Annotated in this window: 19 protein-coding genes, 2 tRNA genes and 1 other RNA gene; 14 read left to right on the top strand and 8 right to left on the bottom strand. The window is 43.2% G+C overall.

All coding sequences use genetic code 11. The annotated features are described in order from the left end of the window. Positions 1-2: 2 nt before the first annotated feature. From U2P91_RS04185 to U2P91_RS04205, 5 genes are all read right to left on the bottom strand, one after another. Positions 3-236, bottom strand: coding sequence for a MoaD/ThiS family protein (locus U2P91_RS04185; RefSeq protein WP_322519112.1), 234 nt, complete (start codon positions 234-236; stop codon positions 3-5). Continuing rightward, on the bottom strand, positions 237-1,472 hold the full coding sequence (locus U2P91_RS04190) for an iron-containing alcohol dehydrogenase (protein WP_322519113.1): 1,236 nt from the start codon (positions 1,470-1,472) through the stop codon (positions 237-239). A gap of 70 nt (positions 1,473-1,542) precedes the next feature. Continuing rightward, positions 1,543-2,310 carry a tetratricopeptide repeat protein gene (locus U2P91_RS04195; protein WP_322519114.1) on the bottom strand — a complete coding sequence of 256 codons (768 nt, stop codon included), beginning with the start codon at positions 2,308-2,310 and terminating at the stop codon, positions 1,543-1,545. Between the two features lie 307 nt (positions 2,311-2,617). Next, complete coding sequence (locus U2P91_RS04200; RefSeq protein WP_322519115.1) at positions 2,618-3,469, bottom strand: 2-oxoacid:ferredoxin oxidoreductase subunit beta; 852 nt, start codon at positions 3,467-3,469, stop codon at positions 2,618-2,620. Between the two features lies 1 nt (position 3,470). Further along, positions 3,471-5,147 (bottom strand): 2-oxoacid:acceptor oxidoreductase subunit alpha, encoded by a 1,677-nt coding sequence (locus U2P91_RS04205; protein ID WP_322519116.1) that lies wholly within the window; start codon positions 5,145-5,147, stop codon positions 3,471-3,473. 142 nt (positions 5,148-5,289) lie between these two features. Here U2P91_RS04205 and ffs point away from each other — a divergent pair. Next, positions 5,290-5,555, top strand: an RNA gene (ffs, locus tag U2P91_RS04210) — signal recognition particle sRNA large type. A 223-nt stretch (positions 5,556-5,778) separates the two neighbouring features. After that, entirely contained in the window at positions 5,779-6,918 is a 1,140-nt protein-coding gene (locus U2P91_RS04215; RefSeq protein ID WP_322519117.1) for a 1-propanol dehydrogenase PduQ, read from the top strand. A 136-nt stretch (positions 6,919-7,054) separates the two neighbouring features. Here U2P91_RS04215 and U2P91_RS04220 read toward each other — a convergent pair whose 3' ends face one another. Continuing rightward, entirely contained in the window at positions 7,055-7,369 is a 315-nt protein-coding gene (locus tag U2P91_RS04220) for a DUF6951 family protein (protein ID WP_111888890.1), read from the bottom strand. Positions 7,370-7,462: 93 nt separating this feature from the next. On the opposite strand from U2P91_RS04220, the gene U2P91_RS04225 reads away from it, so the two are divergent. The 7 genes from U2P91_RS04225 to amrA all read left to right on the top strand — a co-directional run bounded on the left by U2P91_RS04225 (position 7,463) and on the right by amrA (position 18,815). Then, entirely contained in the window at positions 7,463-9,616 is a 2,154-nt protein-coding gene (locus U2P91_RS04225; protein ID WP_322519118.1) for an ATP-dependent helicase, read from the top strand. Positions 9,617-9,784: 168 nt separating this feature from the next. Further along, a complete protein-coding gene (locus U2P91_RS04230; protein WP_111888892.1) occupies positions 9,785-10,720 on the top strand; it encodes a LysR family transcriptional regulator in 936 nt (311 codons plus the stop codon). A 487-nt stretch (positions 10,721-11,207) separates the two neighbouring features. Next, positions 11,208-13,859, top strand: coding sequence for a bifunctional acetaldehyde-CoA/alcohol dehydrogenase (gene adhE / locus U2P91_RS04235; protein WP_322519119.1), 2,652 nt, complete (start codon positions 11,208-11,210; stop codon positions 13,857-13,859). 426 nt (positions 13,860-14,285) lie between these two features. After that, a complete protein-coding gene (locus tag U2P91_RS04240; RefSeq protein ID WP_416173380.1) occupies positions 14,286-15,554 on the top strand; it encodes a phenylacetate--CoA ligase family protein in 1,269 nt (422 codons plus the stop codon). A gap of 133 nt (positions 15,555-15,687) precedes the next feature. Further along, positions 15,688-15,882: a DUF6440 family protein gene (locus U2P91_RS04245; RefSeq protein ID WP_111888895.1), complete on the top strand. Its 195-nt coding sequence runs from the start codon at positions 15,688-15,690 to the stop codon at positions 15,880-15,882. A gap of 152 nt (positions 15,883-16,034) precedes the next feature. Beyond that, the gene (gene eno, locus U2P91_RS04250) at positions 16,035-17,321 is read left to right on the top strand and encodes a phosphopyruvate hydratase (protein ID WP_322519121.1); all 1,287 of its coding nucleotides are present in this window, start codon (positions 16,035-16,037) and stop codon (positions 17,319-17,321) included. 60 nt (positions 17,322-17,381) lie between these two features. Further along, positions 17,382-18,815 (top strand): AmmeMemoRadiSam system protein A, encoded by a 1,434-nt coding sequence (amrA, locus tag U2P91_RS04255; RefSeq protein ID WP_111888897.1) that lies wholly within the window; start codon positions 17,382-17,384, stop codon positions 18,813-18,815. Positions 18,816-18,842: 27 nt separating this feature from the next. On the opposite strand, the gene mutY is transcribed toward amrA, so the two are convergent. Beyond that, positions 18,843-19,952 (bottom strand): A/G-specific adenine glycosylase, encoded by a 1,110-nt coding sequence (gene mutY / locus U2P91_RS04260; protein ID WP_322519122.1) that lies wholly within the window; start codon positions 19,950-19,952, stop codon positions 18,843-18,845. 300 nt (positions 19,953-20,252) lie between these two features. Here mutY and U2P91_RS04265 point away from each other — a divergent pair, with 300 nt between their 5' ends. From U2P91_RS04265 to U2P91_RS04285, 5 genes are all read left to right on the top strand, one after another. Beyond that, complete coding sequence (locus U2P91_RS04265) at positions 20,253-21,329, top strand: G5 domain-containing protein (protein WP_322519123.1); 1,077 nt, start codon at positions 20,253-20,255, stop codon at positions 21,327-21,329. A 267-nt stretch (positions 21,330-21,596) separates the two neighbouring features. After that, positions 21,597-22,658, top strand: a complete 1,062-nt coding sequence (locus tag U2P91_RS04270) for a branched-chain amino acid aminotransferase (RefSeq protein ID WP_111888900.1) — start codon at positions 21,597-21,599, stop codon at positions 22,656-22,658. Between the two features lie 73 nt (positions 22,659-22,731). Continuing rightward, a tRNA-Ser gene (locus tag U2P91_RS04275) sits at positions 22,732-22,820 on the top strand. A 45-nt stretch (positions 22,821-22,865) separates the two neighbouring features. Then, positions 22,866-22,957, top strand: a tRNA-Ser gene (locus U2P91_RS04280). Between the two features lie 240 nt (positions 22,958-23,197). Beyond that, positions 23,198-24,484, top strand: a complete 1,287-nt coding sequence (locus U2P91_RS04285; protein ID WP_322519124.1) for an ATP-binding protein — start codon at positions 23,198-23,200, stop codon at positions 24,482-24,484. A 337-nt stretch (positions 24,485-24,821) separates the two neighbouring features. Here U2P91_RS04285 and U2P91_RS04290 read toward each other — a convergent pair. Continuing rightward, positions 24,822-25,898: hypothetical protein (locus tag U2P91_RS04290; RefSeq protein WP_322519125.1), on the bottom strand; the 1,077-nt coding region annotated here is incomplete at its 5' end.

Here is a 25,898-nt window from a genome sequence, read left to right on the forward strand (position 1 = left end):
TCTCATCCTCCAGCAAGGGGGAGCATAAAACTAATAATATCTCCGTCTTTTAACTGGGTACTTAATTTCACCCGCTGGTAGTTTACATGACAGATCAAAAGCGGCTGTAACACCAGAGGGATTTTTAGCCGCCGGTAAACAGTGGACAGCCGAGCTCCGGGGGATAGCACCATCATGCCATCCTCGTCCAGATCGGTCAGGTTGGCAAACGGTGGAGGATAGACCTGCACCCTCACTTAAGCCTCGGGAGTTGTTTTGGGACAAAGCATAGTCAGGATTTCACAGCATTCACGATAATCCATAATCCGGGGAACCGGGTAGGTCGGATTTCCTTCTTTAAGAATTCGTTTAGCCAGTTCCGGAATGTCATGTTGTTTCAGGGCATAAATAGTGGTGGGAATACCCATATTGGCGTTCATCGATTTGATTTTTTCAATAAAGAGAGTCGCCAGGGTTTTGTCGTCATTCATGGCTTCACCCAGACCAGCATAAAAAGCCAGCTCGGCCAGTTTTTTCTCAGCCGCCTTTTTAGAAAATTCAAGGATATAAGGCAGGATAATGGCATTGGCCAAACCGTGGGGAACGCCGTAATAGCCGCCCATGGCATGGGCGATGGCATGGACATAACCGACATAGGCGCGGGTGAAAGCCAGTCCGCCATCAAAGGAAGCCTGCGCCATTTTTAACCGGAGGTCAAGGTTCCGGCCATTGTGATAGGTGTCTTCCAGATTGTTAATAATAATATCAGTGGCATTCAGGGCTTTTTCTTTGACAAAAGCAGTGTCGTATTTCCCGATATAGGCTTCTACCGCATGGGTGAGGGCATCCATTCCGGTTGTGGCGGTCAGAGAAGGTGGCAGTCCCACCGTGAGCTCGGGATCAAATACAGTGGCCAGGGGCACCAGCTTAGGATCATTGATGGCAAATTTTTCGTGGTTTTTAACATCGGTGATCACGGCGCAGATGGTTGCCTCAGAACCGGTTCCAGAGGTAGTGGGGACGGCAAAAAACGGCGGTAATCGGTGAGTCAGTTTAAAAAGTCCGCGCATTTTTGGGATACTTTTGCGGTTGGTGACCTTGGCTGCTATGATTTTGGCGCAGTCAATCGGGGAGCCCCCGCCGAAGGCCACCACCCCCTGGCAATTGCTGCTGTAATACAGGGCCAGACCATCCTCGACATTTTCAAAGGTGGGGTTGGGTTGAACCTTGTCAAAAACAATGGCGTCGATGCCGTTGGTTTCCAGGGCACATAAAAAAGAATCCAGTAAACCCATTGAATAAAGGGGTTTGTCGGTGACCACCAGAACTTTGGTCACCTCGGAAATCGTGATAATTTCCGGAAAACGGCGGACCATCCCGGGGCCTTGAAGAACTGGGGGAATGGGCAGGGGCAGCATCTGGACAACCTGCTTCATTACCATCTGGGAACTGCGATAAGGAACGGTTTTAAAAATTTTAACGACTCTTTGCATCAGGTTACCTCCATTTTGTTACAGTAGCATTGGATTAGATTGTTTATCGGATCAGGGTTACTTAGCATGATTAAGGGGTATTCAGCGGATTGTGATTCCCCAGATCAGCGTGACGATATGAATCTTCTGCATCCAGTTCATGGCGCAAAAGCTCCAGATCCTCATGAACCCGGATCAGGGTAAGGCCAGCATAGGCATCTCCGTTTCGGATTAACTGATAGCAGCCCAGTTCTGCTTTGTGAAGCCAGGAAAGGGCCTGCAATAAGTTTTTGGGAACGCCCTGGCCAAAAAGCAAACAGTGGCCGATACGATAAGCAATGTTTGGATACTCCGAACTGCTTTCATCAGTGGCCTGTTCAGCTTCGTTGAACCAAAAAAAGGCAATCGCTGGGTCTTTGGCCACAAAATGGCCATTGTAGTACATATCGCCAAGCTTATACATGCCATTATGATGGCCCATTTGGGCTGCCCTGGCAAAATTAGAATAGGCTATTTCATAGTCGATGGGGATATCCCGGCCATAATAATGGCAGTAACCCAGATAATTGATAGCCAGCAGATTGTTTTGCGCTGCGGCCTTTTCAAACCAGTATTTAGCCAGTTTGAAATCCTGGGGCAGACGAACCCCCTCATAGTACAGACAGCCCAGAGTTGCCATGGCGTGGTCATTGCCCTGTTCGGCCAGTCGGTAATAATAGTCCTTAACCAGCTGAAATAATTCAGGGGAGAGATCCTGTTTGTTAGTTTTAAAATAATAGTAATCAGCCAATTCCAGCATGGCGTTTTGATCACCGTTTTTGGCGAGAAAGCGCAATAAGTCAAGTTTATTATCGTTCATGAATCATCCTTTTGCTTAAATGTTTTATTCATTATATCACAACTGAATATCACAACTGAAAACAAAGAAATTAAAAGGCTGAATTTTAAGTTTTTATAAAGATTAAGGTAAAAACTCTAATAGAAAATTTTTGACGTTTTCGGTCAAAGGCCCCGGGATTGGTCGATTTAAACCTAAATACCCGGGGACTAAAAGTCGGCAATAAAGCCGGATCAAGTCAGAAGTATATTGAGAAAGCGGGTAGCAAAACCGCGCCATCACCATACTGATAAAACAATTCTGAATCCATGTTTCTTTTTAGTGTCGATTAGATATAGCTATTGATTAAAGTCTGGACTTCGCCTAAGTTAACCTGCTTATTAACAATGGGAACGGCATCGAAGAGTTCCGGCCGCTTAGCGGCGTAGGACGGCGCTTGCTCTTGGTAGAGGATACCAATGGGGATGGTATCGCCAAATTCCATGGCTTTTTCGATGGCGGCCAGTTTATTGGTTGCATCATATGTATCGTCCAGCGGTTTAACCCGCTGTTTATAGTAAGCAAAGGTGTTTTTCTTGTTAAAGCTGACGCAGGGCTGGAGGATATCCACCAGGGCGTAGCCGGGATGTCTGATGGCTGCTTCCATGATCTGAGCTAAATGTTTCTTGTCGCCGGAAAAAGAACGTGCCACAAAGGTAGCGCCAGCGGCAATGGCGATCAACAGGGGATTAAAGGTAGCGCCCAGATTGCAGGCGCTGGTTTTATGGGCGAGGTCACAGGGATCCGAGGTGGGTGAGGGTTGGCCCTTAGTCAGACCATAGATCTGGTTGTCGTGAACAAAATGGGTGATGTCGACATTACGGCGAATATTGTGGAGAAAGTGATTCCCCCCCTCTCCATAGGAATCACCATCACCGGTATTGACAATTACAGTCAGGTCATCGTTGACAATTTTAATGGCAACCGCAGCTGGCAGGGCACGGCCATGGAGACCACTGAAGCCGTTGGCGGTGATGTATTGGTTTGTTTTGGCGGCCTGGCCAATGCCGCCCACCAGGACAACTTGATGCGGTGGCGTTTCCATCTGGTTTAAAACCCCGGTGAGGGTTTCAATAATAGCGAAATTGCCGCAGCCTGGGCACCAGGCCGTTTCATAGGTGGTGAATGCTTGTTTGTTCATATTAGAAACCTCCCTTAAGATTTTTAATGCCGGTTAAAATATCGTCCACCGATAATTGACGGCCATCATATTTGAGAATGCTATGTTCGCAGCTGATTAAGGTTTCCTCGCGGATTAGCGCAGCCAGCTGGCCGGTGGCATTTTGTTCGACGTTGATTATCTCGATCACTTGATCGGAAAAATGGCGAAGCCGTTCGGTTGGCAGCGGGTAGATATCCCCGAAAAGGAGAGCCCCGTAATTTTTTTGTTCTTGATTGAGAATGTCAACCGCTTCTTTGATCGCACCACTGGTGGAGCCGAAGCCAACCAGTAGCGATTGACATTGATGCGCTCCCCAGAACTCCGGTTCGATCAGCTCTTTTTTTAACCCTTCGAGTTTGTTCATTCGCTTTTCTACCATTTGATTGCGGATACTGGCGGATTCGGTAATCTGACCCCACTCATCATGTTCATCGCTGTCAACCCGCACCAGAGCTTCGGGTTTTCCGGGAAAGGCCAATGGTGAAATGCCGTTTTCAGTAAGGGCATAGCGTTGGTAGGGCTGATCTGGCGTTGCGGTTGGTGGTTTTGTTTCGTTGAAACGGACAACTTCACTGGCATCGAAAATGGGGACGGTGGTGGTTGCATCAGCCAGGTATTGGTCACTTAAAAGGATCACCGGGATTTGGTATTTTTTTGCCAGTGCCAGACTCCGAGCCGTCTGATAGAAGCAATCAGCGTGATCACGCAGAGCAATGACCATCCGGGGGAATTCTCCCTGTGACGCTGAGATGACAAATTTCAGATCGCTTTGTTCGGTTCGGGTGGGAAAGCCGGTGGCTGGTCCGGGGCGCTGGACATCCACAGCCACCAGGGGAATTTCGGCAATGCCAGTAAAACCCAAGGCTTCTACCATCAGTGAAAAACCCCCGCCAGAGGTGCCAGTCATGGCAGTAGCACCAGCATAGGAAGCGCCAATGGCCATGTTGATGGCGGCTATTTCGTCCTCGGCCTGTTCCACGGCAATGACCATTTTAGTGCTCTCGGCATTAAAAAAGTCCAGCAAGGTAGTTGATGGGGACATGGGATAGGCGGAATAAAATTTTATTCCACCAGCAACGGCTCCTAATCCAATGGCGGTATTTCCTGAGAGGAGCAGATGTTTAGATGTTTCTGACGTTGGAAAGCCGAAATTCGAGTCCACTAAATCATAGCCACTTTGGATCGCCTTTATGTTAATCTCAACAAGGTCGGCCCGGAGGTTTGACTTCATAATTTCGGTGCTGTGATCAAGGGGAATATTAAAGAGTTTAAGCAGAGCACCGATGGCCACACTGCTAATCACTTTGGCATTGCCAAGTTTGCTGGCGATTTCTTTAAGTGGTAATTTAATAGCCCGGAAATCGTCAATGGGCAAAGACTCGTCACATAAAACAAAACCATCATAGGTAAGTTGGGGCTGGTGTTCCTGAAAGGTTTTTTCGTCAATGGCAAAAATTCCATCCAAGGCATCCCGGTGGGCGTAAAGGGGTTGGTTGCCAAATCGTATTTGAGTAAAATTGTGGCCACCCCTTACTCGGGACATAAAATCACGGATTGTAAAAACATGACAACCCGATTGTTTCAGCATTTTTTCGAGAAGACCAGACATTGTTTCAATGCCATCTCCGGCGGCTCCGCCTAAAAGTATATTATACAAACTGAACCCTCCAATTTAAATTAAGATAGCCAATGATAAACTTGACTTAATGATTACTTACCCAATTATTACTCTTTTTCACCTTTCTTAAAGAATTTATTTTTTCTTGTCAATTAGAAATTAATAGGCTATAATAACTAGGTCGTGCTAGACGGAGAGTTAGCGGTGCTTTGTAACCTGCAATCCGCTGTAGCAGGGTTGAATTCCCCATCGAGGCGCCAAAGTTTGAGGTCAGCCAGAGGAAAGTAGCGTTGAGAGTTGGACCCTTCGCAATAGAAACTTATGAACCCCGTCAGGTCAGGAATGAAGCAGCGGTAAGTAAGACCTTCTATGTGCCGGAGGATCATCTGATTTGAGCTAACTACCTGTGTAACGCTTGGAAGTTGGTAGTCGAAGTGGGGTGCACGACAAAAAAGTCTATTGAATGCCAGACAAAGTTTGGTATCCAATAGACTTTTTGCATTGCGGCAAAATTAGGATACTTAATGGTCATCATGGAATAAAAATTAGGGATAATCTATATTTAAACAAGGATTCTTGCTATAATGAAAAAAGTTCAAACATTATTTGAATCGGATACTACTTTTGTAGAAAAAGGTATCGCTAAAATTAAGAATGTGAGGAAAAACCCATGCGATTTTTTCAAGTAAAGCCAGCAATTTATTATGGGGAAGGTTCCCTGAAACAAATTGAGAAACATAATTTTAAAAATGTCTGTATTGCCACTGACCAGGGAATGGTTAAGTTTGGTTTGTTAAAAAAATTAACCGATGAACTGGATGCAAAAGGCGTTACTTACCATATTTTTGCTGATATTGAGTCTGATCCCTCCACTGAAATTGTGGAAAAAGGGCTGATGCACATTATTATGAACAAACCGGATGCCCTGATTGCTATTGGTGGCGGTTCGGTTATTGATGCGGCCAAAGCCATAATTTTTTATTGCGTTAATTTCAAACGGATCTTTTTTGAGGACCGATATGTTCATAAACCGACCTTTATTGCCATTCCGACAACGGCTGGAACCGGATCGGAAGTAACGGAATACGCCGTTATCACCGATAAACAAAAAAATACCAAAATTCCTTTAACGGATATCCTGATGATGCCGGATGAAGCGATCCTTGATCCGATCCTCATTGAAAGTGTGCCGGCTGGGGCTACGGCGGCCACGGGAATGGATGTTATGACTCATGCCATTGAATCCTTTATTTCCACAAATAACAATCCCTTTGCCCGCTGTTATGCCAATAAGGCCGTGGAACTGGTCTTTAGAAGCCTTTACCCCAGTTATGTCAACGGCTCGGATTTAGAAGCCAAAGGCAGCATGCAGATTGCCTCCTGTATGGCCGGGATCGCCTTTAACAGTGCCGGTCTGGGCATCACCCACAGTATTGCTCATGCCTTCGGAGCGATGTTCCATCTACCCCACGGACTGGCCAATGCCATTGTTTTACCTTATGTGATCAAATTTAACGGTCAGGATGACAAGGTCCAGCATCAATATGCCCGGCTGTTAAGCGGCTCCGGTATCTTAAATGTCTCTGGTAATGCGACCGAAACCCTGTATAATAGTGTGGTTGCTCTGAGCGCTTCACTTAATATTCCGGTTTCGCTGAAGGCGTCAGGCGTATCTGAAGCAGATTATTTGGGTGCCCGGGAAGAAATGCTAGATAAGGCAATGGCCGATATCTGTACTACCACTAACCCGGTGGCAATGACCCGTGAGAAACTAAAAGGTGTAATGGACCAGACCTACTACGGCGTCTAAGACAAACGAAAAAAAGACTCCCTTTTGTTGATAAAGGGGGTCTTTTTTTGGTAGTAAATCGTGCTTAAAAACCGCATTGCAACAGCTAAGCCCAGCCGCGCAATCAAATGGGGTGATGGCCAAATAAAAAACGGATTTATTTTGTCAATGACACCGTAACATCTTTGGGCAGTGCCAAACCGGCAGCGACTTCGACCACTTTTACGATACCCATGGGAATTGGACAGGAGCTATGTTTGCAATCAATGCGGCAGGCCTCATAAATGGGGCCTTCGCCAACCTTGTCCATGATACAAGCCATGCTGTCGACCTCTTTTAACTGATTATTTAAATCACTAAAAGCCGGGCAGTCGGTTTGAATATCAAGAAGAACATTGAATCCATCAGATTTTTCAGCTGAGACCTCGGTTTTAAAACCACAAATTCCACTCATTATAATTGCTTTTGCCATGACGATCTCCTTTTTGCCGTAGCGATGACGGCGTAATTTTTTATAGTATAGCATAGACTGGATAAAAAAGAAGATTTCGGCTATAATTAATGCATGAAAAATTTTGAAACCTTTAAAGAATCCTATCAAATAAAACTAAATCCGCAGCAGCAAAAAGCGGTTATTCGCACCCGGGGCCAGAGTCTGCTGCTGGCCGTGCCGGGAAGTGGAAAAACCACTGTAATTATCTGTCGGATTGCTTATATGCTGAGGGTATTACAAATTGATCCAGGGCAGATCCTGACTCTGACCTTCAGCCGGATGGGTGCCCGCGATCTTAAAGCGCGATACATCAAACTATTTGGGGAGACTCAGGCCGAAGCCCTCCATTTTAGCACGATCCATAGTTTCGCCCTGGGAGTAATCCGCCACTATGAACGGCATTATCGCCGCCGGGCTCATACGGTGCTGGGTAATACGATCCCGGTGATCCGGGAACTGTATTTGCATTTGTTTAAAGAACATCCCGGGGAAATTGAATTGGGAGAAATCTGCCAGCGGATTGGTTTTTGCAAAAACATGATGCTGACTACCGATGAAATCAATATGCTGCCAACCCTGGAGGTGGATTTCCTGAAAATCTATGAAGCTTATGAAAGTTATAAGCTCAAAGAACAGTTGATGGATTTTGATGATATCTTAAAATATGCTTGGGGACTCCTTAAAAAATATCCGGAAATGCTGGCCTTTTTTCAGGAAAAGTATCCCTATATTCATTTGGATGAAGCTCAGGATACCTCAAAAATTCAGTTTAAGATTATTGAGATGTTAACCGGGGAAAGAGGCAACCTGTTTATGGTGGGTGATGAGGATCAGAGTATTTACGGTTTTCGGGGCGCCTTTCCGGAATCCCTGCTGGCCTTTAAAGAGACCTGGCCTCAGGGGGAGGTGCTCTTGATGGAAACCAATTACCGTAGTACCCGACAAATTGTCGAGAAAGCCAACGCCTTTATCAAGTTAAATCATGAACGGTATCAAAAAGAAATGTCCGTTCCTGATAACAGTGAGTTTACCGGCGTGCCGATTGCCCGGGAATGGGTAAAATCCAGCGAAGCCCAGTACAGCTTGATTATCGAGGCGATCAAACGGGAAGGTAAGGAAATTGCCGTGCTCTACCGTAATAATGAATCGGCCATTCCCCTGGTTGATCTTCTCGATGGGGCGGGAATTGCTTATCATATTAAAGAGCATAGTCCCCAGTTTTTTAATCATTTTTTGATTAAGGACATCCGCCTTTTTTATGAATTTGCCTGTAATCCCGGGGATATAAATTTATTTACCCAGGTTTACTATAAGATGGATGCCGCTATATCCCGTGAAACCATCAGCCAGATCGGCACTTTGATGAAGCGCGGAGAAAAGGCATTAGATGCTTTGATGCGGATAAGCGGTGATCGGGCCTGGCAGGTTAAGCGGCTTAAAGATCTCAAAGCCGGGTTTAAAAAGCTGAGAACAATGCCACCACAAAAAGGTATCATGATGATTCTTGATGAGCTGGGGTATCGGTCTTATCTTAATTTTCGGATCAGTTCCGGGCAATCTGAAGAAAACATCGAACAGAAGCTGTCGGTGCTGAAGATTCTCGGCGGTCGGGTGCCTAATTTTGTGGAATTTTTTGATAAGTTGGAAAGTCTGGCTGAAAAGCTTCAGGAACCCCAGATAAAAAAAGCGAAAATACCCCGGGTAACCCTGTCCACCCTTCATTCCAGCAAAGGCCTGGAATTTGAGAAGGTTTTTATCATTGACGCCACCGAAGGGCAGATTCCTAATGTATCCAACGCGCCGGAGGATCAAAAGGCTTATGCTGAAGAAGTTCGGCTTTTTTACGTGGGCGCCACCCGGGCCAAACGGGAGCTGATTTTTCTCTGTATTAAACACCGGGAGAAGGATATCAAACCATCCCCGTTTATAACGTATCTCATTGATGGGGTGCCAAGAAAAAAATCCCGACCTGAAGAGACACTGGCCAAACCCCGAGAAGGATTTGGGATTCAGACAGGAAAATATCGGAATTACCATACCGGAAGGGCAAGGGAATTAACAATTGATCTCAGCAACTATAATAAGGGGACGGTAGTAATTCATCAGCGTTTTGGACCGGGTACCATCCTGACCCGAAACGGCACCATTGCCAGTGTTCATTTTGAAACAGCGGGAGATAAGAAAATGAATCTGGCGGTCTGTTTGGAAAATGGTGTGATTAAATAATGGCTTAGTAATCTGCACTTGATAAGATCAATTTAAACGGTAATTTAAGTTGAGGTTTAGTTTATCTAAAATGCTTAATTTATTTTTTTATATCTTTTTTTAGGTAATTGTGTTAAATTTGGTAACGAATACGTTTAGTAACTTACTGGATGGAAAGGTAAAGGGTAGATGAATTTAACGAATTTGCAATATATCATCGAAATTGATAAGTTTGGTTCCATCTCTTTGGCGGCTAAAAAGCTCTTTGTAGCACAATCGAATTTAAGCCGGGCCGTAAAAGAGATGGAAAAAGAATTTGATATCACCATTTTTCAGAGAACCTCCAAAGGGGTGGTCACAACCCGGGAAGGGCAACGGTTTTTAAACCATGCAAAAGAAATTCAGGATCAGGTCAATAGTCTAAAAACTGAGTATTCGGATCTGACTGACAAAGGGGTTAATATAAAAATATCGGTTCCCCGGGCTGATTATATTGCAGAAGTGTTTACCGAATACATCTCTTCACTAAGTGAAGAGAACGTGCTGCGGATTCACTATTATGAAACAAACACGATGAAAACAATCCGAAATATCTTGGATTATCAATATGATATCGGTATTATCCGCTTTAATTCGCTGCATGAAGGTTATTATCTGTCATTGCTGAAACTCAAAAAACTGCAGCATCGCATGATTTTAGAATTTGACTATCTGCTTTTGACCTCTAAAAAGAGTGTTATCGCCGATAAACATATCCGCTCATATGATGATTTGAAAGACTGTATTGAAGTTATCCATGGTGATGATCGCTTGCCATCTGGCGACTATGTTGATTTGACAGAGGACGATCGGGAAGAGCGCTCCCAGGATAAGGTTATTTACCTGTATGAGCGGGGGAGTCAGTTTGAACTGCTTAGTACCATTCCCAATACATTTATGTGGGTTTCCCCGATGCCCCAGGAAGTTTTGGATAAATATGGACTGGTTCAAATGCGGTGCGGTGCCTTTGCAAAGTATATGAAAGATATGATGATTTTTAAAGAGGATCATGTTCAGAAAAAATGTGAAAAAGAATTTCTGGACTTGCTAAGAGAAAAAACAAGAGACTATGGATGTTATTTTTAAAGATGCCAGGATAAAAAAAGCCACTGATGTGAATCGGTGGCTTTTTTTAAATGCAATGGTGAAGTTGGAAAAAGTTGGAAATGAACGTAATAAATTGCGGTTTCAAGCGATATATGACGCATTATATCAAATTTGATATGCTATATCAACTAAATGCATATGCGATGAGGACACGGTTTTCGTTGTAAAAGTAAAAAGATGGTGTTAGTATTAGCCCCAAGCGAAGAGAGAAATTTGCTAAAAACAGTAAAAATATAAAAAACTGCACGTGTAATCGGTTGTAAGGCAAAAAAGAAGGCGGTGATTGTAAAAAAGCATGGATATTCTGGAGTGGCCATCCAAAATATGCATAGCAAACAAAGAGAGCTTGCAAAAAATTGTCAGCACATCAAGGTGACAGAAAATTTCAGATAAAGTGATGCTCGAAAAAGGATTATGGAAATTATTAGTGAAAATAAAACTTAATTGTGATAAATAAGGGGAAAAAATGTTAGAAAAGAAAAAAGCAAAGACAGTGATCCAAAGACCAGATGTTGTCAACAACGTTGAGAGTCTTAACCATCGATTAGAAGAAGTGAAAGCTGCCCAACGATTATTTGCTACCTATACTCAGGAACAGGTGGATGCCATTTTTCTGGCGGCTGCCACAGCAGCAACTAAAAACCGGATCTATTTGGCTAAAATGGCATTTGAAGAAACAAAGATGGGTCTTGTCGAAGATAAGGTAATCAAAAATCACTTTGCTTCTGAGTATATCTATAATGCTTATAAAGATACTCAAACCTGTGGTGTGTTGGAAGAATCGCAGGCCTTTGGAATTAAAACAATCATTGCACCACTGGGTGTTGTTGCAGCGGTTATACCGACAACCAATCCGACATCAACGGCGATTTTTAAATCACTCATTGCCCTAAAGACGCGCAACGGGATTATTTTTTCGCCCCATCCAGGAGCCCGGAATTGTACCATCGAAGCAGCCAGAATTGTTTTAGAGGCAGCCGTGGCTGCAGGAGCGCCAGAAGGTATTATCGCTTGGATCGATGAGCCATCGGTTGAATTATCGATGGAAATTATGAAAGCGGCTGACGTGGTACTCGCTACCGGTGGACCGGGAATGGTAAAATCAGCTTATTCATCAGGGAAACCGGCTATTGGCGTTGGGAATGGCAATACACCAGCTATTATTGACAGTACAGCCGATGTGCTGATGGCCGTGAACTCAATTATTCTTTCCAAAACTTTTGATAATGGGACCATCTGTGCGTCAGAGCAATCGGTAGTCATTGATGCAAAAATCTATGAAAAATGTATTGTGGAGTTTAGAAAACGCGGGTGCTATCTTTTAGATGAAAACGAAAAAGATATGGTCAGAAAGATCATCCTTAATGCCGCGGGAAATATTAACGCTCAGATTGTTGGCCGCTCAGCCTATCAAATTGCTAAATTGGCAGGTTTTGAGTGTCCCGAGGATGCCAAAGTGCTCTTAGGTGAAGTGACCGAATTAGATGTGACCAAGGAACCTTTTGCTCACGAAAAATTATCACCAATTCTGGCGGTGTATAAGAGTGTTGATTTTGAAGATAGTGTCAATATCGCTGATAGACTTGTTGTTGATGGTGGGATTGGACATACATCGGTTTTATATGTTGACACAGTTAAGGCACCAGATAAGTTAAAAACGTTTGAAGAACGAATGAAAACAAGTCGGATCCTCGTGAATACACCCTCATCACATGGTGGGATTGGCGATCTCTACAACTTTAAACTACTGCCTTCCTTAACTCTGGGCTGTGGTAGCTGGGCCGGAAATTCTGTTTCTGGTAATGTTGGCGTCAAAGAATTGATGAATGTAAAAACAGTGGCTGAAAGGCGGGAAAATATGCTTTGGTTTAGAACCCCGGAAAAGGTTTATTTCAAAAAGGGATGCACAAGTGTAGCTCTGCAGGAATTACAATGTGTCTACAAACGAAAAAAAGCGTTTATTGTGACAGATGCATTTTTGTATAAAAGTGGCTTTACAAAAGATATCACCAGTCAATTGGAAGAAATGGGGATTTCACATTATACTTATTTTGATGTGACACCCGATCCGACCCTGGAATGTGCCAAAGCGGGCGCAGCGGCGATGGCCGCGTTTGAACCGGATGTGATTATTGCGATTGGTGGCGGTTCAGCCATGGATGCAGCGAAGATTATGTGGATTATGTATGAACATCCAGAGGCCGATTTTGCCGATCTGGCCATGCGTTTTATGGATATCAGAAAACGCGTCTATGGTTTTCCGGAAATGGGCAAAAAAGCCATCATGGTCTGTATTGCAACAACCGCCGGGACGGGATCGGAAGTAACCCCTTTTGCCATCATCACCGATGAGAAAACGCAGACAAAATATTCCATCGCTGATTATTCCTTATTGCCGACCATGGCGATTAGCGATGCGGATATGATGATGGATCAACCGAAAGGGCTGACGGCGACATCGGGAATTGACGTGTTGACCCATGCATTGGAATCCTATGTTTCAATGTTGGCAACGGACTATACCGAAGCATTGTCGTTAAGAGCGGCTAAGCTGGTATTTGACTATCTGCCCAGAGCCTATCAGTATGGTCGGGATGATGTTGAAGCCCGCGAAAAAATGGCCAACGCGTCAACAATTGCCGGGCTTGCTTTTGCCAATGCCTTCTTAGGGGTTTGTCACTCCATGGCGCATAAACTGGGTGCCCATCACCATGTCGCTCATGGCTTCGCCAATGCCTTGCTAATTACCGAAGTGATGAAATATAATGCCTCTGAGGCACCTAAAAAAATGGGCGCTTTTTCCCAATATCAGTATCCGAAAACGATGAAAAAATATGCAGAAATGGCATCATATCTCGGTCTTCCCGGTAAAAACGATCAGGAGAAGTTTGAAAGTCTAATTGCCAAAGTGGAAGAACTGAAAGCGTGCATTGGCGTTCCCAAATCGATTAAAGAATTTGGCGTCGATGAACAGGAATTCTTAAGTAACCTGGATTTAAAATGTGAAGAAGCATTTGATGATCAATGTACTGGTGCCAACGCTAGATATCCACTCATGAGCGAAATCAGGGAAATGTACCTGAATTCGTATTATGGCAAAGAATCCAAATGGTATTGATGACAGCGTCAATCTGTTAAGATAAAGTCAATATAAGTTTAGTCAAACCCCTATTGATACCCTCCAGGTTTTCCAAATGATCCTGGGGGGTTTTTATGATCGAATACCTCTTGCAGTCTTGACAAAGATATCAATAAAGGCTATACTCAGAAAAAACCTGTGATGGTGGAGTAAAGTCAGCGGCGCATTTAAAGCGAGTTAGGGGTGGTGGAAGCCTGATAAAAAGCGGACTGGCATAATGGGCACTTGAGGGTGTGAGGAAAGGGCAGCGCCTGAGTATTTCACAACGTTTCATCAGCGTTATCAGATGGCAGATGTGATGGCATTTGTTTAGTTAAGTGCGCAAACCGAAAGCGGTTTTGCGAATAAAGGTGGTACCGTGGGCTATTTTGACTCATCCTTTTATTGTAGCAATGCAATAAAAGGATGGGTCTTTTTTTGTTTATAAGAAAGAGGGAGAAGCCATTGGAAACATTAAAAAATCTACAGGGATTTGTTAAGCGGCTGGAAGAAAAGAGTCCGTTTTATCAGCAGCGTTTTAAAAAAGCGGGGATTGTGGCGGCAGACATAAAAACCATGGCGGATTTTGAGAAGCTGCCCTTTACCGATAAAGGCGATTTGCGTAATGCTTATCCCCTGGGATTACAGGCGGTGCCGGACCGTGAAGTGGTACGGATTCATTCTTCGTCGGGAACCACTGGTCAGCCAGTGATCATTCCCTATACGGCTGGGGATGTGGCCGACTGGGCAGAAATGTTTGCCCGCTGTTATCGGTATGCCGGGATGACTGACGAGGATCGAATTCAAATTACCCCGGGTTACGGTCTCTGGACCGCCGGGATCGGATTTCAGGCCGGAGCGGAAAAAATGGGAGCCATGGCCATTCCGATGGGTCCGGGAAATACCCAGAAACAATTGCAGATGATGGTCGATTTAAAAACCACGGTGCTGGCGTCTACCTCATCTTATGCTCTGTTGCTGGCCGAAGAGGTCGCCAATCAGAAGCTGGGCGATCAAATCCATTTAAAACGGGGCGTTATCGGTTCGGAACGCTGGGGCGACAAGATGCGCAGCCGGATTGCAAAAGAGTTGGGAATTGAACTTTTTGATATTTATGGACTTACCGAAATCTATGGTCCCGGGATTTCGATTGACTGCAGCCAACATGATGGGCTTCACTATTGGTCGGATTATCTGTATTTTGAAATTCTCGATCAGGACACCCTTAAACCGGCACCAATGGGAGCATATGGAGAATTGGTAATTACCACTTTCCGGAAGGAAGGGGCACCACTGCTGCGCTACCGAACTCATGATATCACCCGGTTTGTTCCCGGCCCTTGTGCCTGTGGATCCGTGCATCCCCGACATGATCGGATCATCGGCCGAACCGATGATATGGTGAAGGTCAAGGGCGTGAATATTTACCCGGGTCAAATTGATGAGGTGCTAAAAAATGTGGAAGGGGTCAGTAGTGAATATCTGACGACGGTCGATCATCAGGATGGAAAAGACTGTATTTCTTTGGCTTTTGAAATTCTAAACGGGGTGGACACGTATGATGTTGAAGCTGAAGTGAAAAGGCAATTTAAATCCCGGGTAGGTTTAAGTATTATTCCGATAGCAGGTCCGATTGGATCATTGCCCCGATCCGAAAAGAAAAGTGTCCGGATCATTGATCGCCGCTTCAGTTAAAGGGTATCGTCACAAAAATATTAGGCTTTGAAAAAATTCAGCGTTTAAAAAATTACAGGGAAAAATTGATTTTTTATTCTGAATTGGTTATAATGAAGTCGGCTACCTTGATTTAAGAGGAGAAAAGGATAAAATGAAGACAAAAAAGCAAAAGAAGAATCGGTTTCAAATTGTAATTAGTGAACCCACTGGAGAGCACTCTGGGTGTAAGGTCATTGAAGATACTGAAACAGGAATCAACTACTTATACCATTTTGATGAATTTGGTGGCGGACTCACGGTGCTCATTGATGAGGAAGGTGAACCGTTGATTGCTCCTGAAAAATAAACGTGAACCACGCCCTGGAAGAGATTTTCTTTTTCAGGGTTTTTTCGTGAGTCTTAGTTTATTTAATTAAATAAGGTGTATAAATAAAAAAGAGGTGTTATGAACGTTGCGTTTGGTTTCGTAAACACCTTTAATAAAAAACGGAGGAAAATATGAATACTTATATTGAAGATATTTTTGCCAGAGAAATACTGGATTCCCGGGGGAACCCTACCATTGAAGTGGACGTTATTCTGGAAGATGGTACCATGGGCCGCAGCATCGTCCCTTCCGGGGCTTCAACCGGGGCTTTTGAAGCGGTTGAACTCAGAGACAAGGATAACAGCCGCTATCAGGGCAAAGGGGTATTAAAAGCGGTCGATAGTGTAGCCTATGCCCAGGAGTTTTTAGTGGGTTTGGATGCGTCAGATCAGATTGCCATTGATGGGGTGCTGATCTCTTTGGATGGCACCGAAAACAAAAGTAAGCTCGGTGCCAATGCGATTTTAGGAATATCCATGGCTGCGGCCCATGCGGCGGCAAAGTCATTGGGACTGCCCTTTTATAAATACCTGGGCGGGGTCAATGCCAAGCTTTTGCCAACCCCAATGATGAATATTTTAAACGGCGGGGAACATGCCGATAACAACGTGGATATTCAGGAATTTTTGATTATGCCTGTGGGTGCTAAGAATTTTCGAGAAGCTGTGCGGATGGGCTCAGAAATTTTCCACCAACTTAAAAAAGTATTGGGAGAAAAAGGAATGGCCACCTCGGTGGGGGATGAAGGTGGCTTTGCCCCGAATCTTAAATCCAACGAGGAAGCTTTGCAACTGATTGTTACCGCCATTGAAGGCGCCGGTTATACTCCTGGTGAAGATGTAAAGCTGGCCATGGACGTGGCGGCTTCAGAAATATATAATAAAGAAACGAAGAAGTATTTTTTAGCCGGCGAAGGGGTGGAGAAAACCGCCGCGGAAATGATTGATTTTTATGAAATGCTGATTGGTAAATACCCCATTATTTCCATTGAGGATGGCCTGGATGAAGAAGATTGGGAAGGCTGGGCAGTCATGACAAAACGGTTGGGGAAAAAAGTTCAACTGGTGGGTGATGACATCTTTGTCACCAACACCGAGCGGCTGAAACGGGGCATTGATTCTTGCGTTGCGAATTCGATTCTGGTTAAAGTGAACCAAATCGGTACCCTGACTGAAACCCTGGACACCATTGAGATGGCCAAGCGGGCCGGCTATACCGTCGTAGTTTCCCATCGCTCTGGCGAAACAGAAGATGTCACCATTGCCGATCTGGTGGTGGCAGTTAATGCCGGCCAGATCAAAACCGGAGCACCATCCCGAACCGATCGGGTGGCCAAATATAATCAACTGATGCGAATTGAAGAACAGTTAGGACTACTGGGCACCTATGCCGGGAAAGACGCGTTTTACAATCTTTAATTTTGTAGTCTTTAATTAGAAGAAAAAATATCCAAGAAAAAAGAAATAAGGAAGTGAACTATGTACTTAAAAGGAGTAGGAATTGCCTGTCATCCACCGGTGTTAATACCAGAGGTCGGAGAAGGGAGAGAAAATGAAGCACAAAAAACCATTCGGGGCTTACGAGATCTGGCCCTGAAAGTTGCCGAAGTCAAACCGGAAGTCATTGTCTGCATTACCCCTCACGGCAATGTCTTTCGGGATGGGGTAGCTGTGGTTTATGAAAACCAGATGAAGGGTGATTTGAGAAATTTCGGGCATCCTGAGATCAACCTGGAAAAAGACTGCGATATGGGACTCCTGGATGAACTGAATATGAGTTTTGGGAAAAACAATTGCCATACCATTTTTTTGAATGAAGCAATTGCCGCAGAATATAAAATCGATTTAAATCTCGATCACGGGGTGTTGGTACCGCTTTACTTTATTGAAAAATACTATCGGACCTACAAAATTGTCCATATCACCATTGGGGAACTGAGTCTGATCGAACTCTATAAAATGGGTAAGGTAATTAAGGAAGCAATTGAAGCCCGGGGAAAAGAAACCATGATTCTGGCTTCTGCCGATTTATCCCATTGCCTGAAGGATGAAGGGCCCTATGCCTTTAATCCGATGGGACCACTTTTTGATGAAAATATCGTGAGTGGCATTAAAACTAAGAATTACTACTCCATTTTAACGGCTCCCCACCAAGTCTACGAACCAGCGGGTCAATGTGGCCTGAGACCAATTGTTATGGGATTGGGCACCATTGACGGTTGGGATACTGAAGCGACGGTGTTTTCTTACGAAGGCCCCTTTGGAGTGGGTTACATGTCCGCCTTTATTGATTTGACCGAGGAAAAAATTCCCAGTCTGCTGGAACGCTATGAAGAAGATAAGGTGCTTTCCTATAAAGAGAGGCGTTCAAACGAAAGCCCTTTTGTAGCTTTGGCTCGGGCCGCCATCAATACCTGGGTGCAACGGGGTCGAAAATTGAATTTTGAGCATTACAAAAACCAGGTGGAAATCGAGGCAGATGTTCTTGGCGAACTGGAAAATAATTTAGCTGGGGTTTTTGTTTCCCTGCATAAGCATGGGGAATTGCGAGGTTGCATTGGCACCACTGGCCCGGTGACGGAAAACATCGCCCAGGAGATTATTCGAAATGCGATTGAGGCGTCCACTTATGATCCCCGGTTTATGCCAGTGGAAGAGCAGGAACTGATGGACCTGGAAATCAAAGTCGATGTGCTGGGTATCCCCGAACCGGTAACCGGCGTCGCTGAGCTGGATGCAAAAAAGTACGGTGTTATTGTTGAAAAAGATTTACACCGCGGACTGCTGCTTCCCGATCTGGAGGGGGTTAATACTCCGGAAGAGCAACTTGCCATTGCCAAAAGAAAAGCCGGCATTCCCGAAGGCGATACCGATGTGATGGTGCAGCGCTTTCAGGTGATCCGGCATCAATGATGCAGTGAAAATTGGTTAATGTTAAAATTAGGTTAATAGAGCTAAAAGTTTTGAAAAGGCAATTGGCAGGGCCAGGTCATCAACCTGGGACAGGGCTTTGAAGGTAACCTGAGGATTTGATCGAGATTCCCTTTGCGCTGAGATATAATAAGGGTTTAGTGTTGATTCACAAACCCTGTTGTCCAGATCAAAAATAAAAACTGACATGTCCCAGATAATGTGGGAGAAAACGTGGCGGCTGGTCCCAATAAAAATCGGTTTACAAAGCTCGGAGAAATTTTCTTCGAGCTTTTTTTTAATATCCTGACCGTTACCGGCGGCGGTTTCAGCAATGGGAAAGGACCACATCCCAGATAACAGTCCGGCATCAGGCCGGCGGACAAAAAATAGCAGACCGTTTATTTTGACGATGCCAACCTCCATTTTTTTAGTGCGTTGCTTCTGTTTTTTTGTTTTGATCGGGATTAACCCAGTGGTACCGGCAGCATTGCTTTGACAACCGCTACGGATCGGGCAGCTCAGGCATTTAGGGTTTTTGGGGGTGCAAATCATGGCACCCAACTCCATCAGGCCTTCATTAAAAGCACCAACCTCATCCGGTAGTATGCTTTCTATCCAGCGGGTTATCCGTTTCTTCGTTGTGGTTTCGCCGATGTCGTCACAGCTATTACAATAACGGCTGATTACCCGGAGTACATTACCGTCTACCGCGCTGACCTTCTGATTAAAGGCGATGCTGGCGATGGCACCACCGGTATAAGGGCCGATCCCCGGGAGCTTGATCAGTTCAGAAAAGGTTGCGGGCATCATTCCATCATAATCAGTGACAATTATTCTGGCCGCTTGATGGAGGTTTCGAGCCCGGGAGTAATAACCTAATCCTTCCCAGGCTTTAATGACCTCATCGATTGAGGCCAGGGCCAACGAAAAAACGGTCGGGAAATTATCAATAAATCGGTTATAATAGGGTATTAATGTATCAATCTGGGTTTGTTGAGCCATAATTTCTGAGATCCAGATAAAATAGGGGTCCCGGGTACGGCGAAAAGGTAGATCCCGTTTGGATTCTTCAAACCATTTGAGCAGATCGGTCTGTAATATTTCAATGAGTAGCTGACTTTTTTTTGTATCAAGCATAAGGTCTCCGTTCGTTTAAAATTCGTTCATTTCAAAGCACAAGATGTAGTATAGAACAGTTTCCTAAAAACTAGCTTATCCGGTTAGAATCAACAAAAAAAGCAGTCAACAAGAATTTACCATAGCCCCCATTATGGCGTCAGAATGGGCGAAAAGACGGTTTGTAATTGGGACAAGGTCACCATTTGCACCCGCAAAAGCCATAAAAACCTTGACATAAAATGGGGAGGATGGTAAACTAACTGTAACGAATGTGTAACTTTTATTTATGCAATTTAGACAAAATGAAAGGTATTATTTATGAATAGAGAGAGAGAAACAGCTGGTTTTCTAAAGAGATATCCCGGCGTCAAGATCGGAATTATTGCATTAATTCTGCTTCTCGTTGTGGGTGTTTCCAGTGCTTTTACCGTCGAAAAAGAAGTTCAGGTCAACTTCGAAGGTAAGGTATACACTGCTAATGGAAAACTGCTCGAATCCCTGGAGGAAGTCCTGATTGCGAATGATCTTCCCGTCAGTGACGAATACAAATATAGTACATCCTTAAATACTTTATTTAAAGATGTCATCAATGTAGAAATTGAAAAGAAGATTTCTGGAAAGATTCTAGTTGATGGTAAAACTATTACTTACTTGTCAGGTGGGGCAACCATTGGCGATGTGCTGGATGAAAATGGTGTTAAGCCGGATGAAGATGATAAGGTCGAGCCGGGACTCAATACCCCATTAACCGCAAAAACCGCAACCATCAAAGTAACCCGGATATCCTATGTGGAATCAACCGGTATTAAAGATGTACCAATGAAGGCCACAATTGCCGAGAATCCGGAACTGCCAGCCGGAACCCGAGTGGTTGTTCAGGTAGGCCAGAATGGAAAAGCCAACATGAAAGAACGGATCCGTTATGAAAATAGCATCGAAGTCAGCCGTGAAGTCATAACCAGTGAAGTGATCATGCCAGCGATAGAAGAGATCATTGAAGTGGGACCGTCTACCACCATTACTATGCCAGAAGCCGTTGAGGTTTCGTCTGTGTCTGGGAATGTTAAGGTGGAAAAAAGCGCGACTGGTGACGGCAGTACCGCCATCAATCAAGAAAGTGGTTTTAAAGGCAGCATGGTGGTCAGCGCCACCGCTTACACAGCTACCGGAAACAATACCGCGTCGGGAACTGTGCCACAGTCTGGCAGAACCATTGCGACATGGGGTGGTATTCCCTTCGGAACCAAAGTTTATATCCCAGCGCTTGGCGGGGTTTATACCGTGGAAGATCGCGGCGGAGCCGTTGGATATGGCATTATCGATATTTATATGGATAGTGAAGCAGAATGCTTAAGCTGGGGAAGACAAAATATTGAAATATACTTTGTAGATTAAAGTCAGGCAGGACGATGGAAATACCATCGTCTTTTTATTTGCTTATTTTTACAGGGTATTGAAGAATTGGCAGGTGATATTATAATAGTTGGTTGCTCATTTTGTTCTCTGAAAAAAGATGACGTTTACAGAATAATCTGGGCAAATAATGTATTCAGAAAATACATTATTCCTAAAAAATACACTTGTACTTTGTATACAAGACTTGTTATACTACATTTACGGAACGAAATTAGGCTTGTTTTACGACGGAGCTCGGAGGAAGACATGGAAATTAAAATTGTTAAAACACTAAATCCCAAGGAAAAACCGGAAGAAGATTCGCTGATCTTCGGTGTGGAATTCACAGACTATATGTTTGAAATGGATTATACCGAAGGTATTGGCTGGCATGATGCCGTTATTAAGCCCTACGGCCCCATAGAGATCATGCCTTCGGCAATGGTTCTCCACTATGCCCAGGAAGTTTTTGAAGGCTTAAAAGCCTATAAAACTCCGGCAGGTGAGGTTCAACTGTTTCGACCTGATGAAAATTTTAAACGGATGAACCGATCGAATGCCCGAATGTGTATTCCTCAACTTGATGAAGATTTTTTACTAGAAGCACTGAAGGCGCTGGTCAAGATGGATGAAACCTGGATTCCTAAGTCTCCGGGGACATCCCTTTATATTCGGCCCTTTGTTTTTGCAACGGATCCCTTTATTGGGGTTCGGGTTTCAAAACGCTATAAGTTTATGATTATTATGTCACCAGTAGGCTCTTATTACAAAGGTGGAATGGTACCCAGCCGTATTTACGTTGAATCAGAATATGCCCGGACAGTCCGGGGAGGAACTGGAGAAGCCAAGTGCGGCGGCAATTATGCCAGTGGTCTGGCAGCACAGCAGAAGGTTCATGAGATGGGCTTTGAACAGATCTTATGGCTAGACGGTGAAAAACGACAGTATATCGAAGAAGTGGGAACCAGTAATGTGTTCTTTTTGATTGATGGCGTGTTTGTAACGCCGTCACTGGAAGGAACTATCTTAAACGGAATTACCCGGAAAAGCGTTATTGACTTATTGAAATACTGGGGAGAAACCGTTGAAGAGCGTCGCATCACAATACACGAGCTTTCAGAAGCTTATGAGCAGGGGCGAATAAAAGAGGCTTTTGCAACCGGCACAGCCGCCGTTATTTCGCCTATTGGCACCTTGGGGTGGAAAGATAGGGAAATGATATTTAATGACGGTAAAATAGGTAAATACTCTCAAAAAATATATGATTCACTCTATGGGGTCCAGACCGGCAACTTGGAAGATCCCCTTAACTGGATTGTGAAAATATAAAAAGAAAAAACTTTTTAAAACTACTTGACAATATACTCTTTCACTGGTAATATTAATCTTGCATTTTGAATTACGAGAGGTACCGAAGTGGTCATAACGGGGCGGTCTTGAAAACCGTTAGGGTGCAAGCCCACGTGGGTTCGAATCCCACCCTCTCGGCCATCAAATGCCAGAGAATTGAATAAACAAACATGCATTATTACCTTTGGAGAAGTACTCAAGTGGCTATAAGAGGTGCCCCTGCTAAGGGTATAGGCCGTTAACGCGGTGCGTGGGTTCAAATCCCACCTTCTCCGCCACCAAGAACGACGCATCAAATATGATGTTAGATAGAACCTGTTACGTAAGTAGCAGGTTTTTTGTCGTTAAAAGTGACCAATTTAATTAGACTATCATAGAAAAATGTTTCTATAGCCCTATGATAGGTAGTTACCTAAAAACACAGATAAGTCAAATAAAATGTATGAACAATACATTTTATTTGACTTATCTATGCTAATCATGGTAAATTAAAAGAAAAAACACAATGGAGAACGATAATGAAGCGAAAATTTGAAGATGTTTTAATCTCCTGGAAAAATAAAAATTCTCGTAAGCCGGCACTAATCTATGGCGCTCGCCAAATTGGGAAAACCACTAGTATCAAATATTTTGGCGAAAAACATTTTCAGAACACGATTTATATCAATTTTGAATTGAACAGGGAATTAGCTGAAGATTTCCAGAGAAATATTTCTCCGGGCTTTTTAATTCATCGCTTTGAGGTTTATTTTGGTGAGAAAATTAATAAGGAGACAACCTTAATTGTCTTTGACGAAATTCAGACCTGTGAGCGTGCGTTGACAAGCTTGAAATATTTTTGTGAAGATGCCCCAGAATATTACGTCATCGGTGCGGGCAGTTTACTTGGTGTGGCAATAAAACGTGAAGATTTCAGTTTCCCGGTGGGGAAAGTTAATCAAATTCATATGTATCCGATGGATTTTGAAGAATTCCTGTGGGCGAAGAATCAGGAAATGCTGGCAGATGAAATAAGGGTGTATTATGAAAAACGTGAGCCGCTGGATCCGGCTTTGCACAAAAAGGCAATGGGCCTTTATCGTGAATATTTAATTGTCGGTGGCATGCCTGAAGCAGTAAAAGAATATTCGGAAAACAACAGCTTGCTTGAGGTAGCAGAAATCCAGGGAGCGATCATCAATGCCTACGTTGCGGATATGGCCAAGTATGCAACATATAGCGACACAACGAAAATCATGGCCTGTTTTGATAGTCTGCCGGCGCAGTTGGCCAAAGATAATAAAAAGTTTCAATATAAAGTTGTGGTCAGGGGGGGCCGGGCATCATTATTTGGGGCATCAATTGATTGGCTTTTGGCAGCGGGAATCGTCTTAAAATGCGAGCGGGTCGAACAAGGTCAACATCCATTGGCTATTTTTAAAGATATGGCTTCATTTAAACTATATATGGGTGATGTTGGACTGTTGTCGCACCGGGCTGGCGTCAATGAATATGACATTATTAAAGGTAATGATCATGTCTTTATCGGCGCACTGACTGAAAACTATGTTGCCGCTGCTTTAATACAAAAGGGTTATCCTTTATATTACTGGACTTCGGGAACATCCGAGGTTGATTTTGTAATTGAGAAACACAGTGATGTTTTGCCGATTGAGGTTAAAGCAAGGGAAAATGTCAAATCAAGAAGTTTATCAGTTTATCTCAAGCACTATCATCCGGATTATTCGATTCGTATCTCAGGCAAAAATTTTGGATTTGAAAATGATATCTTGTCGATTCCATTATATGCGGTATTTTGTTTATAGGCTTAGAGTGCAACGTAAGACATTTTAAGAAATTATTTGCATAAAGCAAATAATTTTGTAAAAATAGAAAGAACATTGTCGTAGAGTAAATTATAATAACAAAATTTATGGGAGGGGATACTGATAGATACGCACCTTCTACGCCACCACGAACTACGTATCAATGGATGTTAGATAGAACCTGTTAAAAATGAAATAGACCCTGTATCAAGGGCATTTTAAAAACCTAGGCGGCTAGAAGCTGATTTCTGTATTGTACAGAAGTCAGCTTTTTAATACCCCCTTAATCTTATTTTTATAAGCTTTTAAAATGCAAAACGGTATTTTAAATTGAAAACTATTCATTATGGTAAAGCGTCACTCTAAATCCTTGTTTATCATTTGCTTCAGATATATTCAAATATGAGTTTGCGGCTGCTTTTGAAATATTATCATAATTTCCGCCATAAACTACAGCCTTTTTTCCATTCACAAATTCGTTTAGATTCCCAGCAAGATCGTAAATATTATTTGTCACATGTCTACTGGCAATTCCCGTAGCTAAAATCAAGTTCTTATCCTCTTTTTCACCCGCTTCTTTAAAACTATAGGTTTTTCCGTAATCTGACGAATATAAACCTGAAAAAGAAAAATATGAATTTGAATAATTTCCAAAACCATTACTGTCTTTATCAACGTCATATCCTGAATTTCTAAGCCATTGCATCGTAATATTCCAGAAAGCTTCGGAAACAATTTCACTATGTGTATCTTCATGATCATACATTAGCATTGCATTTTTCTGGGCATTATCAAATGAAATATAATTCCATGGTCGACTACCTTGTTGAGAAACCGGAATACCTGATACATCGTTTGTAGACTTATTTATATTTTCTAATTGTTCGTTTTTTTCTTTTGGAACACCACACTCATAACGTGCGATATAGAATCCTCCGTTTTCATCAATTTGATTCCGATCTTTATCCGTAAGATCAATTTTTGCTTTTCCCAAGTTTTCTAAATTATTATAGGTAACTTCATTTTGATTAACAGGTACCCATACAAATTGATTTCCATTTAAAATATCTTCAATAACTAATCCTTTATTCCAATTTACATAGCCTTGATCGTTTTTAGACCAGTTACTTTCTCCAATATCGACAGATTTAAAGCCGTTTGGGATATAAGGATTCTTAAATAATTTTTCTTTTTCGTTAGCTGATATCGGATCGTTTATTTGACTTACTTGGTTAATTATATTATCCTGCTTGATGATAGAAAAATAATAGAAAACAATAGAAAAAATAATGATTGTAACACTAAAAAATATTATAACTGTATGCTTTTTCATCACATGTTTATTGTAAAATAAAAATGTAGAAAGTTGCAAAGCAAAAATCCATAGTATTGCAAGTTGGAAAATGCACAATAT

Origin of the sequence: Acetobacterium sp. K1/6, assembly GCF_034438075.1 — a bacterium.
Taxonomy (GTDB): Bacteria; Bacillota; Clostridia; order Eubacteriales; family Eubacteriaceae; genus Acetobacterium; species Acetobacterium carbinolicum.